Origin of the sequence: Idiomarina sp. UBA4520 (assembly GCF_002388365.1) — a bacterium.
Lineage (GTDB): Bacteria > Pseudomonadota > Gammaproteobacteria > Enterobacterales > Alteromonadaceae > Idiomarina > Idiomarina zobellii.
The window spans coordinates 1-16,751 of record NZ_DGMK01000002.1; the positions used below are offsets into that span (position 1 = coordinate 1).

At 46.9% G+C, this 16,751-nt stretch carries 16 protein-coding genes; 11 read left to right on the forward strand and 5 right to left on the reverse strand.

Annotated features, from left to right (window positions below):
- The first annotated feature begins 209 nt into the window (after positions 1-209).
- From B3850_RS00350 to B3850_RS00370, 5 genes are all read left to right on the forward strand, one after another.
- On the forward strand, positions 210-2,639 hold the full coding sequence (locus tag B3850_RS00350) for a TonB-dependent receptor plug domain-containing protein (protein ID WP_286872409.1): 2,430 nt from the start codon (positions 210-212) through the stop codon (positions 2,637-2,639).
- 157 nt (positions 2,640-2,796) lie between these two features.
- The gene (locus tag B3850_RS00355; RefSeq protein ID WP_286911216.1) at positions 2,797-3,114 is read left to right on the forward strand and encodes a hypothetical protein; all 318 of its coding nucleotides are present in this window, start codon (positions 2,797-2,799) and stop codon (positions 3,112-3,114) included.
- 38 nt (positions 3,115-3,152) lie between these two features.
- Complete coding sequence (locus B3850_RS00360) at positions 3,153-3,572, forward strand: copper chaperone PCu(A)C (protein WP_286911217.1); 420 nt, start codon at positions 3,153-3,155, stop codon at positions 3,570-3,572.
- A gap of 21 nt (positions 3,573-3,593) precedes the next feature.
- Positions 3,594-4,283, forward strand: a complete 690-nt coding sequence (locus tag B3850_RS00365) for a TIGR04219 family outer membrane beta-barrel protein (protein ID WP_286911218.1) — start codon at positions 3,594-3,596, stop codon at positions 4,281-4,283.
- Between the two features lie 88 nt (positions 4,284-4,371).
- A complete protein-coding gene (locus B3850_RS00370; protein ID WP_286911219.1) occupies positions 4,372-6,585 on the forward strand; it encodes a GGDEF/EAL domain-containing response regulator in 2,214 nt (737 codons plus the stop codon).
- Here the strand turns inward: B3850_RS00370 and B3850_RS00375 are convergent.
- The 5 genes from B3850_RS00375 to B3850_RS00395 form a co-directional block, all read right to left on the reverse strand.
- Positions 6,579-7,049: a DUF3299 domain-containing protein gene (locus B3850_RS00375; protein WP_286911220.1), complete on the reverse strand. Its 471-nt coding sequence runs from the start codon at positions 7,047-7,049 to the stop codon at positions 6,579-6,581. The genes B3850_RS00370 and B3850_RS00375 overlap by 7 nt on opposite strands.
- The gene (locus B3850_RS00380; RefSeq protein ID WP_286876043.1) at positions 7,046-8,278 is read right to left on the reverse strand and encodes an ABC transporter permease; all 1,233 of its coding nucleotides are present in this window, start codon (positions 8,276-8,278) and stop codon (positions 7,046-7,048) included. The genes B3850_RS00375 and B3850_RS00380 overlap by 4 nt, the downstream gene beginning before the upstream one ends.
- Positions 8,275-8,973: an ABC transporter ATP-binding protein gene (locus tag B3850_RS00385; protein ID WP_286876041.1), complete on the reverse strand. Its 699-nt coding sequence runs from the start codon at positions 8,971-8,973 to the stop codon at positions 8,275-8,277. The genes B3850_RS00380 and B3850_RS00385 overlap by 4 nt, the downstream gene beginning before the upstream one ends.
- Positions 8,974-8,999: 26 nt before the next feature.
- The gene (gene ppa, locus B3850_RS00390; RefSeq protein ID WP_053953863.1) at positions 9,000-9,530 is read right to left on the reverse strand and encodes an inorganic diphosphatase; all 531 of its coding nucleotides are present in this window, start codon (positions 9,528-9,530) and stop codon (positions 9,000-9,002) included.
- 83 nt (positions 9,531-9,613) lie between these two features.
- A complete protein-coding gene (locus tag B3850_RS00395) occupies positions 9,614-10,597 on the reverse strand; it encodes a class 1 fructose-bisphosphatase (protein ID WP_053953864.1) in 984 nt (327 codons plus the stop codon).
- Between the two features lie 150 nt (positions 10,598-10,747).
- Here B3850_RS00395 and mpl point away from each other — a divergent pair, with 150 nt between their 5' ends.
- The 6 genes from mpl to panP are packed head-to-tail and all read left to right on the forward strand — an operon-like array spanning position 10,748 to position 16,749.
- Positions 10,748-12,094 (forward strand): UDP-N-acetylmuramate:L-alanyl-gamma-D-glutamyl-meso-diaminopimelate ligase, encoded by a 1,347-nt coding sequence (mpl, locus tag B3850_RS00400; RefSeq protein ID WP_286876038.1) that lies wholly within the window; start codon positions 10,748-10,750, stop codon positions 12,092-12,094.
- A complete protein-coding gene (locus B3850_RS00405; RefSeq protein WP_286876036.1) occupies positions 12,094-12,714 on the forward strand; it encodes a flavin prenyltransferase UbiX in 621 nt (206 codons plus the stop codon). Before mpl ends, B3850_RS00405 begins: the two co-directional genes overlap by 1 nt.
- Before the next feature lie 8 nt (positions 12,715-12,722).
- Positions 12,723-13,652 carry an ABC transporter ATP-binding protein gene (locus B3850_RS00410; RefSeq protein WP_286911221.1) on the forward strand — a complete coding sequence of 310 codons (930 nt, stop codon included), beginning with the start codon at positions 12,723-12,725 and terminating at the stop codon, positions 13,650-13,652.
- Positions 13,649-14,425 (forward strand): ABC transporter permease, encoded by a 777-nt coding sequence (locus B3850_RS00415; RefSeq protein WP_286876033.1) that lies wholly within the window; start codon positions 13,649-13,651, stop codon positions 14,423-14,425. The genes B3850_RS00410 and B3850_RS00415 overlap by 4 nt, the downstream gene beginning before the upstream one ends.
- Complete coding sequence (gene trmB, locus B3850_RS00420; protein ID WP_286876031.1) at positions 14,425-15,099, forward strand: tRNA (guanine(46)-N(7))-methyltransferase TrmB; 675 nt, start codon at positions 14,425-14,427, stop codon at positions 15,097-15,099. The genes B3850_RS00415 and trmB overlap by 1 nt, the downstream gene beginning before the upstream one ends.
- Positions 15,100-16,749, forward strand: coding sequence for a pyridoxal-dependent aspartate 1-decarboxylase PanP (gene panP, locus B3850_RS00425; RefSeq protein ID WP_286876029.1), 1,650 nt, complete (start codon positions 15,100-15,102; stop codon positions 16,747-16,749). It begins immediately after the preceding gene.
- Positions 16,750-16,751: the final 2 nt, after the last annotated feature.

Here is a 16,751-nt window from a genome sequence, read left to right on the forward strand (position 1 = left end):
TAGGACACCGCCAGACTTCAAATCTAAGAAGCCCTCAGCTGACGCTGGGGGCTTTTTTTGTGTCTGTGAGCCACCCTAGCGACATTGCGGCTATGCAATAGCATGATGCTACTTATAACAAATGTTCATATGACATCGCTAACAGGACTGAACCAAATTGCGTTTTAACTGCTATATTAGAATGACATATAAATGGGGAGAACAGCAGTATGAAACGTATAAATCCTATAACACTAGCTTTGGCTAGTAGCTTTCTTGTCGCTCCAGTAGCATTCGCACAAAATGCTGATACAAATGAAAGTGCAGAGGTTGAAGAGGTTATTCAGGTTGTAGGCTCTCGCTTATCAATGAGAACAGCAACTGACGGTTCAGCGCCGGTCGACATTATTAGCGGAGAAGATCTAGCCGCCACAGGGATGACCGATACCGCAAAAGCACTTCAATATGCTGTGCCAAGTTTTAACTTCCCGTCATCTTCTATTACGGATGGTAGTGACGCTGTTAGACCGGCCTCACTAAGAGGCTTATCGCCTGATCATACGCTCGTCCTTATCAACGGCAAACGCCGTCACAGTTCCGCTTTAGTCCACTTGAATGGGACAACGGGGCGAGGTAGTTCAAACGTCGACCTTAACGCAATACCAATGTCGGCTATAAAACGAATTGAAGTGTTAAGAGATGGCGCCGCTGCACTTTATGGCTCGGATGCTATTGCCGGTGTGATTAACGTCGTATTGAAAGACAATTCCGAAGGCGGAAGTGCGAGCTTTCAGCTTGGTCAAACACATAAAGGTGATGGTGAACAATGGCGTGCATCGGCTAGTACCGGATTTTCGGTAGGCGAAGACGGCGCGTTGACGGTGTCGGGAGAATTGCACCATAAAAACCGTACCAATAGAGCTGGCCCAGATACTCGGCAACAGTATCCATTACTCGAGAACGGTGACCCAGATCCTCGAGAAGAGACCTTTAATAGACAGAGTTTTCATATTGGCCAAGCTGAATACGAGAACGCCTCTTTATTTGCTAACTTTGATATGAGGTTAGGCGACGGTAGGCTTTATGCCTTTGGCGGTATGAGTGACCGTAAATCTGAGTCGGGGGCTTTTTACAGAAGAGCGATTCAAAGTAACACGCTGACTGAAATCTATCCTGACGGATTTCTGCCTATTCTAGCACCTGATGTTCAAGACTACTCTAGCTACGCCGGCTATGAGTGGTACTTGGGTGAGTGGACTTTAGATTTTAGTGGTGGTTATGGTGTTAGTGAGTTCCAGTACAACGTTGAAAACTCATTGAATGCATCTTTGGGACCCGACATAACTCCAACGTCGTTCGACGCGGGGACATTGACGAATGAAGAGGCGAATATCACATTCGATGCTCAGCGTTTTGTCCCGTTTGTGAACAATTCTGATTTGTCGGTTGCCTTTGGCGTAAGCTACAGAGACAACACTTACGAAATTGAAGCTGGAGAAGAAGCGTCTTATATCGACGGTGGTTATGAGGGACGCCCAGGCGGGAGCCAAGGATTCACTGGTTTTAGACCCGACGCAGAAGTGAGTCAAAGCAGAGATAATGTGGGTGTTTACTTTGAAACAGAGAACCAGCTAACCACTGACTTTATGTGGGGCGCTGCGGTACGCTACGAAGACTATTCAGACTTCGGTGACAATACGAGCTGGAAGGTATCGGGACGCTACGACATTACTGACAGAATAGCGGTACGTGGCGCGCTTAATACTGGCTTTAGGGCACCGAGCGCACAGCAACTTTATTTTACGAATATTTCAACATTGGCCGTCGACGTGAATGGTGAGACAGTTCTGCAACGCTCTGGCACTTTTAATTCTTTGAGCCCTGTTACTGAAGCGTTGAATATCCCTGACCTTGAGCCGGAAGAGTCGGATAGCATTAGTGCAGGTATTGTTTGGAATGGTTATGACGGTTTGGCCATTACATTAGACTATTTCCGAATCAATATTGATGACCGCATTATTTTATCAAACCAAGTGTTTCCGGGTGACTCGCCGGCTGTAGCCGATGCGCTAAGCACGGTGTCCGCAGAAAATGCCCGATTTTTTATCAATGCAGTTGATACAAAAACAGAAGGCTTGGATATTGTTGCGAGCAAGACATTTAGCTTAAATGACTTTGGTGAGCTAAAAGCACAACTTGCTTATGGCTTTAATAACACGGAAATAGAGTCAGTTAATTTGCCACCACTTTTTGATGGGCTTGAGTCGGTATTATTCGATTATGACGAAAAAATCCGTATGACCGATTCAACACCAGATCATAGTGGCTCGTTGGGCTTTACTCATTCATTAGGAAACTGGAAAACAGACGTACGTTTTAATTATTTTGGAACTTACATTATTGGTGATTACGACACAGGAGAGACTGCCGAAGAAGCCAATGATACTTACGGACCCAATTGGGTGACTGACATTTCAGTGAAATACGCATTTTCTGATGACCTCAGCTTAATCGTTGGTGGCCAGAACGTGTTTAGTGAGTATCCAGAAGAACAACCCGTAGAGAGTGTGTTTGATACGATATTTAAGTATCCTAATACAAACTCGCCTATTGGATTCAACGGCGCTTACTTCTATTCCGAAGTTGAGTACAAGTTCTAAATTATCGAAAACTTAGTAAAAACCGCCATTATTTGGCGGTTTTTTTATTTCCGCCAACATCTTTTTTCCAAAAAAACTTTAAAAACATAGGGTTACTCATTGGCATGGTTTATGAAAGCAATACTATTAAAATGATTTAATAGGTGTGGATAAGATTATGTCAGACAAGAAAACTGTTTGGATCATTGTAATTGCCGTTATCGCGTTTCTATTGTTTGGGGACGAAATTGTTGCCTTAACCGCTTCTATCTTAGGGGCTGCGGTCGAGCTTTCGGTGTCACTAATTGTTTGGTTACTGGTCATCGGTGGTATTTTCTTCATCGTGACGACGATATTCGGGAGCACGCTACTTGGCTTCTGCGCAGCGTTTATAGCACTGGTGCTAAGTGGAATTAGTTTTTTCTGGCCCCTTTTACTCTGTCTTTTCGTTCTTTACTTAGTGTTTCGTAAACCGAGGGTTTCTAGGGCTCCTTAATTAAGTGTAAGATAGCGCATTATAAGCTGATTACTGGAATGACAATGCGTACATTACTGGCTGGTATCTTTGCACTATTAATGACATCGACGGTATACGCCGATGTCGTTACTTTTTCCGAAGGCTGGGCGCGAGAAAGCATACCCGGAGCGGAGAATGGAGCCGCTTATGGCAAGTTAGCCAACCCGTCTCAAGAAGTCCTGATTATAAAGGGCGTGAGCGGTTCCGTTGCAGACAAGGTAGAAGTCCATACTCATGTGATGACTGATGGAATGATGTCGATGCAACAGGTAAAGGCACTTGAATTACCTCCAAATGAACAAATAACCTTTGAACCTGGACGCTATCACTTTATGTTATTTGGACTCTCGTCACCGCTGAAAAGTGGGCAAACGTTTGATTTGCAATTACACTTTACCAATGGTGAAACCCAGCCAATTACTATTCGTGTTAAATAAAACGTTGTATTAAGGATGAACATGTATAAAAAAAGCATTATGCTCGCTGCCGCTTTGGCATTAACACCTCAGCTTGCAAACGCAGACACAGTTTTAGGGTTATATGTCGGCGGCCAATACTGGGACACCGATGCCAGCGGTGAGTACGGAGTTGGTTCGGAAGTATTTAATCCTGGTTTTGAAGACAAAGGACAAAACAGCTATTACGCCGCCCTGGAACATCCAGTGCCGCTTATTCCTAACGTAAAAATACGCGAGAACTCACTTGAGTTTAACGGTGGGTACGGACGTAATGATTTTAGCCATCGCGACTATATTTTTTATTACGAGTTTTTCGATAATGACATTATCTCGTTTGACGCTGGTATTAATGCGATGGATTTTGATGGTACGGTTCGCACTCCGCTAAGCACGACATTTGGCCGTCAGGATTTCTCTGTCACCGTTCCAACCGCTTATCTTGCAACTCGTGTTGGTATCCCAATGACCGACCTAACATTATTTGCAGAAGCCAGTGCACTGAGCATAAAAGACTCTAAAGTGCAGGATGCCCAAATTGGTATCGAATATCGCTTGGTTGAAAACCTGGCCATCGACTTGAATTTGCATGCTGGCTACCGCCATTCGGTCATTGAGTTAGATGATGTTGACGATATTTATTCTGATGTAACCTTTAAAGGTCCTTTTGTAGGCCTGGAAGTCCATTTCTAAAGAAAACGAATACTGTTTATTCGCTTGCAGTTGTACAACCTTATAAGCTAAATTGTTAGATGTTTGTAACGGTTTAAGCGGAAGGCGAATGAGCAGTACCCCAGATGAGCCGCTGTTCCTTCATGATGACGATGAAGAGATCAAGGTAGACAAGCCCAAGGGCTTTTGGAAAATCCTGATTGTCGATGACGATCAGGAGATTCATGCTGTCACAAAAATGGCTCTCGCCGATGTCATTATTTCAGACAAACCCCTTCAATTTTTGCATGCGTATAGCGGTAGCGAAGCGCTCGATCGTTTAAGCGAGCACGATGACGTTGCTATGATTTTACTGGATGTTGTTATGGAAACTGACGACGCCGGTTTGAGAGTCGCGCAGGATATTCGAGAAAAGCTCGCTAACGATGAAATACGTATTGTGTTGCGAACGGGACAGCCCGGGTATGCACCGGAAGAAAATGTCGTAAAAGCGTATGACATCAATGACTATAAAACAAAAACTGAACTCACTCGTAGTCGCCTATTAACCACTGTATTTTCCGCAGTGCGTTCTTACCAACAGTTAAAAACCATTAATGAAAACCGCCGTGGCTTAAGAAAAATTATTCATTCTGCTTCGAATTTGATGGAACGCCATTCTATAGTGAACTTTTCCGAAGGTGTCGTCACTCAAATTGCTTCGTTACTGGGCCTAAACGCAGAAGGTATTGTTGGCGCGCGAGCTCCTCATAAAGATAATGATATTTTAGTACTTGGGGCTGCTGGTCACTTTGCAAACAGCATACATAAAAGCTTATCGACGCTTAATTCAGAAGAAATAGAAAACTCTGTTCGTCAGTGTTTGAATGAAAAGCGACACATTCAGACAGAGCACGCAACGGTATTTTTCATCGACGGGCAAGAGCATCAGGCCGCCGCTTATATTGAGACCGATCAAAAGGTGGCTGAGTATGATCAGGAATTGTTGGAGGTGTTTTTAGCCAATATTGCTGTCGGCTTTGAAAATGCGAATTTATTTGAAGAGCTGCGCACTGCTGCTTATCTTGACCCGCTAACCGGTATTCCGAACCGCGCCGAATTTACGCGAAAGCTTCAGGTTATCTCTGAAAAGCCTTGCGAGGAAACCGCCATAGCCGTAGTGGATATTGACCATTTTTCAGATGTGAACGATGGCCTCGGCCAGGATATAGGCAATCTACTGCTACGTTCTGTTGCGCTTCGACTTACCGAACAACTTGGTAATGAAGTCTTTGTTTCCAGAATTTCAGCAGATGTTTTTGGCATAACAGGTCCTAAAGCTATCGTCACGCCGGATAATATTAATCAGCTGTTTATGTTGCCGTTCAGAGCCGGCGAGCATTACATACCGCTGCAAGTCACCTGTGGCTTTACCTCGGCGGAAAATACCGAACGAGTTAACGGTAAAGGTCTTTTGAAGCAGGTTTATATTGCACTTAAAAGTGCGAAAACTCATTCATTCGAGCGCTTCGACTTTTATGAACCCATTATGGAACAAGAGACTCAGCGTCGTCTCGAACTGGTCAGAAAGTTAAGAGCTGACTTTGCGGATAGAAAACTGCAGGTCTGGTATCAGCCCCAGGTTGACCTTAAGACTCAGAAAATTATCGGTGTTGAAGCACTATTGCGTTGGCCACAGAGCGATGGAAGTTTTATTTCACCTGCTGAGTTTATTCCATTGGCGGAGTACTCCGGTCTTATTGTCGATATTGGCTCCTGGGTCATCGAAGAGTCTTGCCGACAAATTCAAGCCTTTGATGAAAGCGGCCTGCCTAACCTACGTATTGCCATTAATGTGTCGGTTCCGCAGTTTAGAAAGCGGGACTTCCCAGAGTTGGTTGAGCGACAAATTGAGCAGTCTGGTATATCGCCTGAGCGTGTTGAGTTGGAAATTACAGAAAGTATTCTGATGGAAGAGCCTGAGTTAGTCGCTGATATTTTAAAACGACTGAAGCTTCAAGGCGTGAAAGTTGCTATTGACGATTTCGGTGTCGGTTTTTCTTCGCTCAGTTATTTACAGACACTACCGCTTAACCGAATTAAAATTGATAAAACCTTCGTGAATAACTCCGCCCATAAAAGCGGGCAAATCATTATTGAGACTATTGTGGATATGGCCCATCGGCTGGGTCTGGAAATTCTGGCGGAAGGTATTGAAGAAACAGAGCAGCGGGATTATTTCATTGGTCTGGACTGCCGGGAAGGGCAAGGCTTTTACTTCGCCAAGCCCATGCCGGCTAATGAGCTCATTCAATTATTGAAAGAGCAAAAAGACTCTTACTGATATACCTCAACAGAGTCGGCATCCATAGTGTAGCCAACAACTGCTAAGTCGCCTTCTTTGCGTTCCACCTTAATCGTACCCTCAATCCATACGGCATCGTAGGTGTTTTCGTAAGGAACACCTTCTTCGTATTGAACATGGATAATCTGATTGGGCGGCGGTGGCGGCACGTGAATACAGGCGCCGAAATAAGGCACTAGCAAAAATTCCGTGACGTTGTCAGCGTCGCCTTCAAGCTGCACCACATAACCCGGTATGCGTACTTTTTTGCCATCTAAAGATTCGACCACAGGTGCATCTAAATTAGTTTGCTTATCCTCTTCAGGGTTAGCGTCATAGTAAGATTGAGGCTTAACCGGCGGCGGGGTAAAACCTTCAGGAATTAAGTCTTTCCAGCCAATTTTTTCTGCTGCGAACGTCGGCATTGCAACGACCAAAAACATTAACGCTAATAATTGCTTCATACTTTCACCGTAAGTCCGTCTGCTAAAGACTGGCGATACGCTCGCCAGGCTGGAATTAAACTTAACACAAAACCGGTAATTACCACGAGCCCTAAGCGCCACCACTCAGCAACTGTTGGCCATGCAAAGCTAAGAACAATGCCGGTCTGCGACTGAATAACGCCGGCCAGCGACCATTCGAGCAAGTACAGCAAAGCCAACCCGCTTGCGGCGCCTACCACCGTCAGTAATAAAGCTTCACTGACTAACAAGCCAAAAACGGTTCCTGGTCCTGCGCCTACTGCTCTTAAGACCGCCATTTCACGACGGCGTTCCCGCAAGCTGGCAAGCATAATGGTCAGCATGCCTAGTAACCCAATAAGTACCACCATCGAGGATATAACGGTTAACGCTTGTTCGAATACGCGCAGAGTCTTCCACAACTCTTGCAGTGTCATACCGGGTAATAATGCTGTGAGTGGCTCCGGTTTATAGGTGTTAATCTGTCGTTGAAGCCTTAACGCCAGCGGTTTGGCTTTGAGCCCGAGTAATGCGGCGCTAATGCTCTCTGCAGGAGGGTGAGCGTGGCTGTCACCGTGGTCATGTTTGTCATGGCTTTCGCCACCGTGAATAACTTCAAGGCTCGTCAAGCTGGTTAAAATAGTTTGGTCAACGGGCGTCCCTGTGCGCTTTAAGATACCTACGACAGTTAGTGGGTGCTCATCGTGCTCACTAAAGCTAATGCCACCACTGCCATGCGCAATGGTAATGTTATCACCGACTTTCTTGTTTAATTTAGACGCAGCTTCAGCACCCAGTACAACCTGCTTTTCACCTTTAAAAGCGTCGCCAGCAGCAAAGGTTAGTGACTGCTTACTACCGTATCTAAAGTGTTTAAAGTAGTCTTCAGTAGTGGCAACAACGGGTAAACCGCCGACACTGTCACCCAGCGAAATTGGCACAGCCCACTCCACTGCGGGGCGTGAACGAATGTCATCAAAGGCCTCCCAACTCATGTTGTTGATCATGCTACTAATATGAAAAACGGACGACAGCAGCAGCTGTATCTGACTGGTTCTGGCTCCAATAATTAAGTCCGTTCCCGAGACCGTATTAGCAAAGTTTGTTTGCACTTGTTCTCGCGTGCGTTCGACAGCAAGTAGCAAGGTGACACTGACTGCAATAGCAATAACAGTCAGCAGAACACTCGCACGGCGATTCAGCAAACTTTTAATGGCCAGCTTTATCATGCCGTTATTCCTGCTTTGTTGAGGTCATTGAGTTCAACATGGGAGTCAAAGTAGCGAGATAAAGCGGCATCATGCGTGACAAAAATCACCGTAGTATTGTTCTTAGCAGACAGTTCGAGAAGCAATTGGATAAAACTGTCACGGTGCTCAGCGTCGAGCGCTGATGTTGGCTCGTCCGCAATTAAAAGTGGTGGTGCGCCTAACAAAGCGCGTGCAGCAGCAACCCGTTGTTGCTGGCCGACGCTGAGGGAGTGCGCGGGCTGTTGAACCTGGCTCTCGCTTAAACCTAAACGTTTCAACATATTGTGAGCTGAGGCTTCTGGTGTCTCGCCAGCCTTTGCAATGCGCTCTTTGCGAACGCTTGAAAACTGACAAGCTAACAAAGCATTGTCCAATGCAGACAAATAAGGCAAAAGATTAAACTGCTGAAAGATATAACCGATGTTATCGGCCCGGAACCGATCTCTCTGGCGTCCGGAAAGTTTAGAAAGCGGTGTGTCGAAAAGGCTCAACTCACCTTTTTGCGGTGTATTAATGCCGGCTAACAGCGATAACAGAGTGGACTTCCCGCTACCGCTGGGGCCGCGTAAAAGCAGAGTTTCGCCGTTCTGTACTTGCCACTCGGGTATTTCTAATGTGGCGGGTTCATTGCGCTTCCAGGAGAAGCTTAAATCACGAACAGAAACGGCGGTCATAGATACTGCCTTTTAACGTTAAGAATTTACGACTTCTGAGCGCGCTCAAATGACGTTTTAATTTCTTCTTTAGCTGACGCTGCGTTTTCCCAGCCGTCAACTTTAACCCACTTACCTTTTTCAAGTTCTTTATAGCGCTCGAAGAAGTGCGTGATTTGAGCTTTCAATAGCTCTGGCAAGTCGTCCACGTCATTAATGTGGTCGTACTCTTTGGTCAGCTTACTGACAGGAACCGCAATAACTTTTGCGTCTTCACCAGACTCGTCAGTCATTTTTAATACACCGACCGGACGGCATTTGATCACACAGCCAGCTTGCAGTGGGTATGGTGTTGGTACTAAAACGTCAACCGGGTCGCCGTCGAGTGACAACGTTTCATTAACGAAACCGTAGTTTGCAGGGTAGAACATTGGCGTTGCCATGAAACGGTCAACCACTAATGCACCTGTGTCTTTGTCGACTTCGTACTTAATTGGGTCAGCGTTTGCTGGAATTTCGATGATAACGTTGACTTCTTCTGGCAGGTTTTTACCTGCAGGTACGTTTCCTAAGCTCATAATACTTCCTGTTCTCAATGTAAAAGTTATACCGATTGCGCGATTATAGCGGTTCGGCTTTATCGTGCAATATCGCTAAAGGTCTAATACGGTTTCGGGTACTGCTTATGGTACTCCATGCAAACGTCAACTTCGTTTGCAGAGCCAAGTACAACGGCAACTCTTTGGTGAATATGGTCAGGGACAATGTCCAGAATGCGTCGGTAACCGTCAGATGCTTTACCGCCTGCCTTTTCAACCAGCATAGCCATAGGCGCGGCTTCGTACATTAGGCGTAACTTAAAGGGCTTTTCTGGTTTTCGGGCGTCCCACGGGTAGGTAAACAATCCGCCACGAGAAATCACTCGGTGTACATCAGACACCATAGCGGCATTCCAGCGCATGTTAAAGTTCTTGCCTCGAGGCCCTTCTTTACCTTCCAGTAAGTCATTGATATACGCTTTAATTGGCTCTGCCCAGTGGCGACGGTTCGACATGTTAATAGCGAACTCTTTTGTATCTTTAGGAATTTCCGCCTTTTCGTGCGTCAGCAAAAACTCGCCCACGGTTTGGTCTAACGTATAAACCCGAACGGCTTTGCCAGTGGTTAACACCATCATGGTTGCCGGGCCATATAATACATAACCTGCGGCAACTTGTGCCTTGCCCGGTTGCAGGAACATAGATTCGCTGGTCTCTTCACCTTCAGGCTTTCTTAGTATCGAAAAGATAGTGCCTACGCCACCGTTAATATCGATATTAGAGCTACCATCGAGTGGGTCAAAAGCGACCAGGTAATGGCCGGAGTTAGGGCTGTCGACAACGGAGTCTTCTTCTTCTGACGCCACTGCGTGTACGTTAGGTGACTCCAACAGCAGGGTTTTTAACAGTTGGTTGGCGACAACATCGAGCTTCTTCTGAGTTTCGCCCTGAATGTTTTCATCCAGCGTAGAGCCCAGCACACCGGCTAGTGCGCCCTGGTGAAGTCGGAACGAAATTTCCTTGGCTGCAATTTGAATGGTGTTAATAACGGATATAAGCGACTCGCTGGTTTGGTCGGCTCTCAGTGTAGGCAATAAGCGTTTCATAACAGTTCCTGCAGCTTAAAATGTTGGTGCGTTAAATGACATGTTTTCGAGGGCGCAAATGATACCTTATTTTTTAGTAAAAATCCTGCTTGGCGTTTTTGACGTGGTACACTTTCGCTTCAGTAACAAATAGATGAATTGGATTGACGCATGCATATTCATATCGTCGGTATTTGCGGTACCTTTATGGGCGGTGTCGCCGCTATTGCCCAGCAGCTTGGACATAAAGTAACAGGCTCTGATGCCAGCGTGTACCCACCAATGAGCACTCAGCTGGAAAGTTTGGGCATCGAGTTAATGGAAGGTTATGCCGAAGCGAATTTAGAACCTAAGCCCGACTTGGTTATTATCGGCAATGCATTGAGCCGGGGGAATCCAGAGGTTGAAACAGTACTGCGTGAGCGGCTCACTTATGTGTCTGGTGCGCAATGGCTGCATGACAATATACTGACCCAACGCTGGGTTTTGGCGGTTGCAGGAACCCACGGTAAAACCACAACGGCCAGTATGCTAGCGTGGATTCTGGAAGATAACGGTTATAACCCAGGTTTCATGATTGGTGGTGTGCCGGGAAACTTCTCCGTCAGTGCAAGGTTGACCGAGTCGGACTTTTTTGTGATTGAGGCCGATGAATATGATACGGCATTTTTCGATAAGCGCTCGAAGTTTGTACACTACGCCCCCGACACTCTGGTGCTGAATAATCTCGAATTTGATCATGCCGATATCTTTGATGATCTTGCCGCTATTAAACGACAGTTTTCGCACTTGCTGCGCGTTGTGCCAGACTCCGGTCAGGTTATTTATCCAACTGAAGACAAAGCGTTAAACGAAGTTGTTGACGGTGGCTGCTGGAGCGACAAAGTCCAGCTGGGTAAAGACTGGTCTGCAAAGCTCAACAACGAGGATGGCACGTCCTTCGAGGTGATGCATGAGGGCGACACGGTCGCAACCGTTGAATGGTCGTTATTAGGTGAGCACAACGTTAATAACGCCATGATGGCAATAATTGCGGCACGCCATGTGGGCATAAAAGCAGAGCAAAGTGCCGATTCTTTAAGCCGGTTTAGGAGCCCTAAACGACGCATGGAACTGATTGGCGAACACAACCGTATAAGAGTTTATGATGACTTTGCCCATCACCCCAGCGCAATTAAAACAACACTGAGAGGCTTGCGCTCTCACCTGCCGGGTTCGCGCATTGTTGCGGTACTGGAACCACGCTCAAACACCATGAAAATGGGTGTTCATGCTGACGCTATGGAAGAAGCGTTGAGAGCTGCTGATGAGGTCTTTGTACTGCAACCTGACGGATTAAAGTGGGAGCTGGCGCGGGTGTTACCGAATGCACACGTTTTCACTAGCACTGGGCAATTGCTCGAGGGTTTGCTACATGAAGCGCAGCCGGAAGACTCTGTCGTTATAATGAGTAATGGTAGCTTTGATGGTTTACACCAGCGCTTTCTCAGTGCGTTGCAACACAGCCAGGAGGCATAATGAAACAGGATAATAGGGTCACGGTCGCTATTACCGGCGCATCGGGTGCACCTTATGCACTGCGTTTGATACAATGCTTGCTTGATCAGGATCAACAGGTGTTTTTGTTGATATCCAGCGCAGCCAGAGTGGTTCTGGCAACCGAGCATGGTATGCAGTTGCCGGCCGCCCCTGACAAAGCGGCTGAACAATTACGTAAATACTTTTCAGCCAGCGACGATAAGCTTCAGGTTTTTGGTAAAGAAGAATGGTTTTCGCCGGTGGCGTCCGGCTCGTCTGCGCCCGGGAAAATGGTGGTTTGTCCCTGTTCAACCAGCACTTTATCGGCAATAGCTTGTGGCAGTAGCAATACGCTTATAGAGCGGGCCGCCGATGTCGTTATGAAAGAGCGTGGGCAACTTATTTTGGTTCCGCGCGAATCGCCATTGTCGACCATACATTTGCAAAATATGCTGCAGCTAAGTCAGCAAGGTGTCACCATAATGCCGGCAGCACCTGGCTTTTATCATAAGCCAGAGAATATAGACGATTTAATTGATTTTATGGTCGCCCGAGTGCTTGATCATTTAGGGTTAGAGCAGAAGCTGGTTGCGCGTTGGGGCTACTCAAAGGAGTCATAGTACAGAGTATGAAAGCGCTAGAAATTAAAGGGTTAAGAAAAGTATACCGAGGTGGTTTTGAAGCCCTAAAAGGTATCGATCTGTCGGTAGAAGAAGGCGATTTTTATGCATTGCTTGGGCCTAATGGTGCAGGTAAGTCGACCACTATCGGCATTATTTCGTCGTTGGTGAATAAGACTGCGGGCACCGTGAGTGTGTTTGGGTATGACCTGGACACGCAGTTAGCGGATTTAAAACGCCAAATTGGTTTAGTGCCACAGGAATTCAACTTCAACCAGTTCGAAACGGTTCAGCAAATAGTGGTGAACCAGGCTGGATACTATGGTGTGCCCAGACAACTTGCCAAAGAGCGCTCAGAAAAGTACCTGAAACAGTTAGGTTTATGGGACAAGCGAAATGAACCTGCGCGTTCTTTGTCAGGCGGTATGAAGCGCCGCTTAATGATTGCCCGGGCGTTACTGCACGAGCCGAAGCTATTGATTTTGGATGAGCCTACTGCCGGTGTCGACATAGAGCTGCGCCGCTCAATGTGGGACTACCTGACCAAAATAAACGAGCAGGGCATTACCATTATTTTGACAACGCATTATCTCGAAGAAGCGGAAATGCTGTGCCGCAATATTGGCATTATTGATGCGGGCCAAATCGTGGAAGACACCTCAATCAAGCGTTTATTGGCGACGCTCAGTCGGGAAACCTTTATTCTCGATATTGAGCCTGGTCACAAGGGTGCGACCATTGACGGCTTTAATCATCGTTGGACAGACGACCACACGATTGAAGTCGAAGTCGATAAAGATGCCGGTCTCAACCGTGTGTTTGAGCAACTTAGCGAACAACAGGTAAAAGTATTATCCATGCGAAACAAAGCAAACCGACTTGAAGAGCTTTTTGTCTCAATGGTTGAGCAGGGTCGTCAGAAGGAGGCTGCGCAATGAGTCATTCAGCATCAAACTTTATCGCACTGAAGACCATTTGGATAAAAGAGTGCACCCGCTTTTTAAGAATTTGGGTGCAAACGTTGGTGCCGCCTGCAATTACCATGACGTTGTACTTTGTGATTTTCGGTAGCATTGTCGGTGAACGCATTGGTGAAATGAGTGGTGTTGGCTACATGGAGTTTATTGTACCGGGTCTTATTATGATGTCGGTTATTACCAACTCCTATTCAAACGTCGCTTCTTCGTTTTTCAGTGCGAAATTTCAACGCAATATTGAAGAGATGCTGGTGTCGCCGGTGCCCACCTCAGTTATTATTGCGGGCTATATCGGTGGAGGCATGGCTCGGGCGATGATAGTGGCGGTTATTGTCACTTGCGTGTCGTTCCTGTTCGCCGATATTCAAATTGCTCATATCGGGTATGTTGTTTTGACGGTGGTACTAACTTCGACCTTATTCTGCTTAGGTGGTCTGATTAATGCCGTTTATGGTAAAACTTTTGACGATATATCCATAGTGCCAACCTTTGTACTGACGCCGTTGACCTATTTAGGTGGGGTGTTCTACTCGGTGAGCTTACTGCCGGAGTTTTGGCAAAAAGTGTCAATGGCAAACCCAGTGCTTTATATGGTGAACGGTTTCCGCTACGGCTTTTTAGGTCAGTCGGACGTTGGTATTGGTGTCGCTATTGCGGTACTGGTCGGGTTTAATGTGCTGTTTTTTGCAATGGCGTATTACATCCTTGAGAAAGGCATAGGAATTCGCTCGTAATGAATGAAGCAAGGCCAGTAAGCAGTAACCAACATGGGCCACATGAAGACACTGTCGCCGTGGTTGAGCGCCACTTAAGCACTGTTTTCAAGAAGCCATTTCAGGAGCATAACCTGAGAGCGTTTGAGGAAATTAATGCTCAGGTTGAAGACTGGAAGGGGCCGGTTATTTTGGATTCCTGCTGTGGAGTTGGTGAAAGTACAGCAAAACTGGCGGCTCAACACCCGGACGCTATGGTTATTGGCGTTGATAAGTCAGCGCACCGACTGGCACGTCATAGTCACTATCAGAATAATGAAAAAGGTCAGCGCTACTGGGTGGTTAGGGCTGATCTTATCGACTTTTGGCGGCTGGCCAACCAGGCTAACTGGGCGCTTGAGAAACATTGTATTTTGTACCCAAATCCATGGCCTAAGGCTGCTCATTTATCGCGCCGCTGGCATGGCAGCCCGGTGTGGAAAAACGTCGTTGAGCTTGGCGGACAGTTGCATATGCGTTCAAACTGGAGCCTTTACTTGCTGGAAGTGACACAAGCACTTATGGTGAGTGGCTATCAGGCACAAGTGTCACTTGTTAAAAGTAACGACGAAGTTATGACACCTTTTGAGCGAAAATATAAAACCAGTGGCCAGCCGTTGTGGCAACTCGATGCAGATTTATCGAAGGAGACCTAATTGAGCTCTAAACCAGACGTGGCTGAAGTCAGTGAAGAATCGCTTTACCGCATTTTTACGATTCCTGAAGCGCCCGACTCAACACTGAGTAAAATTGAAAAGCATTTGTCTGAGAACCTCATGGGGTTTCTTGGCGATCATATCGTTGCGCGCGAGAAACCCCTGCAGGAAATTGAGCGGGACTTTGACCGCTCGCAAATTCCGGAAGAGCCGCAGTTCGTTTCTGACCATACTGAGTTTTTGCTCGATAAATTGGTGGCGCACTCAGTACATACCGCTTCGCCGCGTTTTATTGGCCACATGACATCGGCTTTGCCTTACTTCCTATTGCCGTTAGCGAAGTTGATGGTTGGGCTGAATCAAAATCTGGTAAAAATAGAAACCTCGAAGGCGTTCACACCGTTAGAACGTAACGTTATTGGCATGCTGCATCATTTGGTTTACCGAGAAGAAGCAGCATTCTATAACCGTTGGATGCACAGTGCACAGCATTCATTGGGCGCCTTTTGCTCAGGCGGCACTATCGCCAATATGACGGCTTTGTGGGTCGCCAGAAACCGGTTGCTACAGGCTGACGGTAACTTCGGTGGCATTGCGGCGGACGGTATTGCTGCAGGCTTACAACATTATGGTTATTCACGCCTGACGGTGGTGGTCTCTGAGCGAGGGCATTACTCGTTGAGTAAAGCCGCCGATATTTTGGGTATTGGGCGCCGCAACTTAGTCTCAGTGCCAACGGACAGCAACAATCGCATTCGTATCGATAAGCTGCGTGAAACCTGCGAATCAATAGCGGCGGAAGGCGGCAAAGTGCTGGCGCTGGTTGGTGTGGCTGGTACCACAGAAACAGGACACATAGACCCGTTGGACGAAATGGCCGATGTTGCAGAAGACATTGGCGCGCACTTTCACATCGATGCCGCCTGGGGAGGCGCAACGCTGTTATCTGAGCAGCACCGTTCGCTATTGCATGGCGTTGAGCGTGCCGACAGTATTACCATTGACGCTCATAAACAAATGTATGTGCCTATGGGCGCGGGGCTGGTGTTGTTTAAGAACCCGTCGCTGGTGAAGTCGATAGAACACCATGCCGAGTATATTATTCGACAAGGCTCTAAAGACTTAGGCTCGCATACAATGGAAGGCTCCCGGGCGGGCATGGCCATGATGGTCTTTTCCGCTATGCACGTGATAGGGCGCCGGGGTTATGAGCTGCTAATTAACAACAGTATTGATAAAGCGCGGTATTTCTCGAAGCTTATTAGCGAGCAGGATGACTTTGAGGTCATTACCGAGCCGGAGCTTTGTATACTGACCTATCGCTTTGTACCGGCAAGAGTTAAAAAGGCGCTTGAAAACGCTACGCCTGAGCAGCTGGCACGCTTAACCCCGCACTTAAATGCGTTGACGCGTTACATTCAAAAGCGTCAGCGTGAAACCGGACGTTCATTTGTATCGCGGACCAAATTGACGCCTGGGCAATACCACCATGAGCCTACGGTTGTATTCCGTGTCGTGCTGGCAAACCCGCTAACAACGCACGATATGCTCGAGGAAGTACTGGAAGAGCAGCGTGAAATCGCATCCAAAGCAACCAGTCTGAGAGGGGCGTTGCATACCGAGATGCGTGAGCTCGGTATGCTGAACTAAGC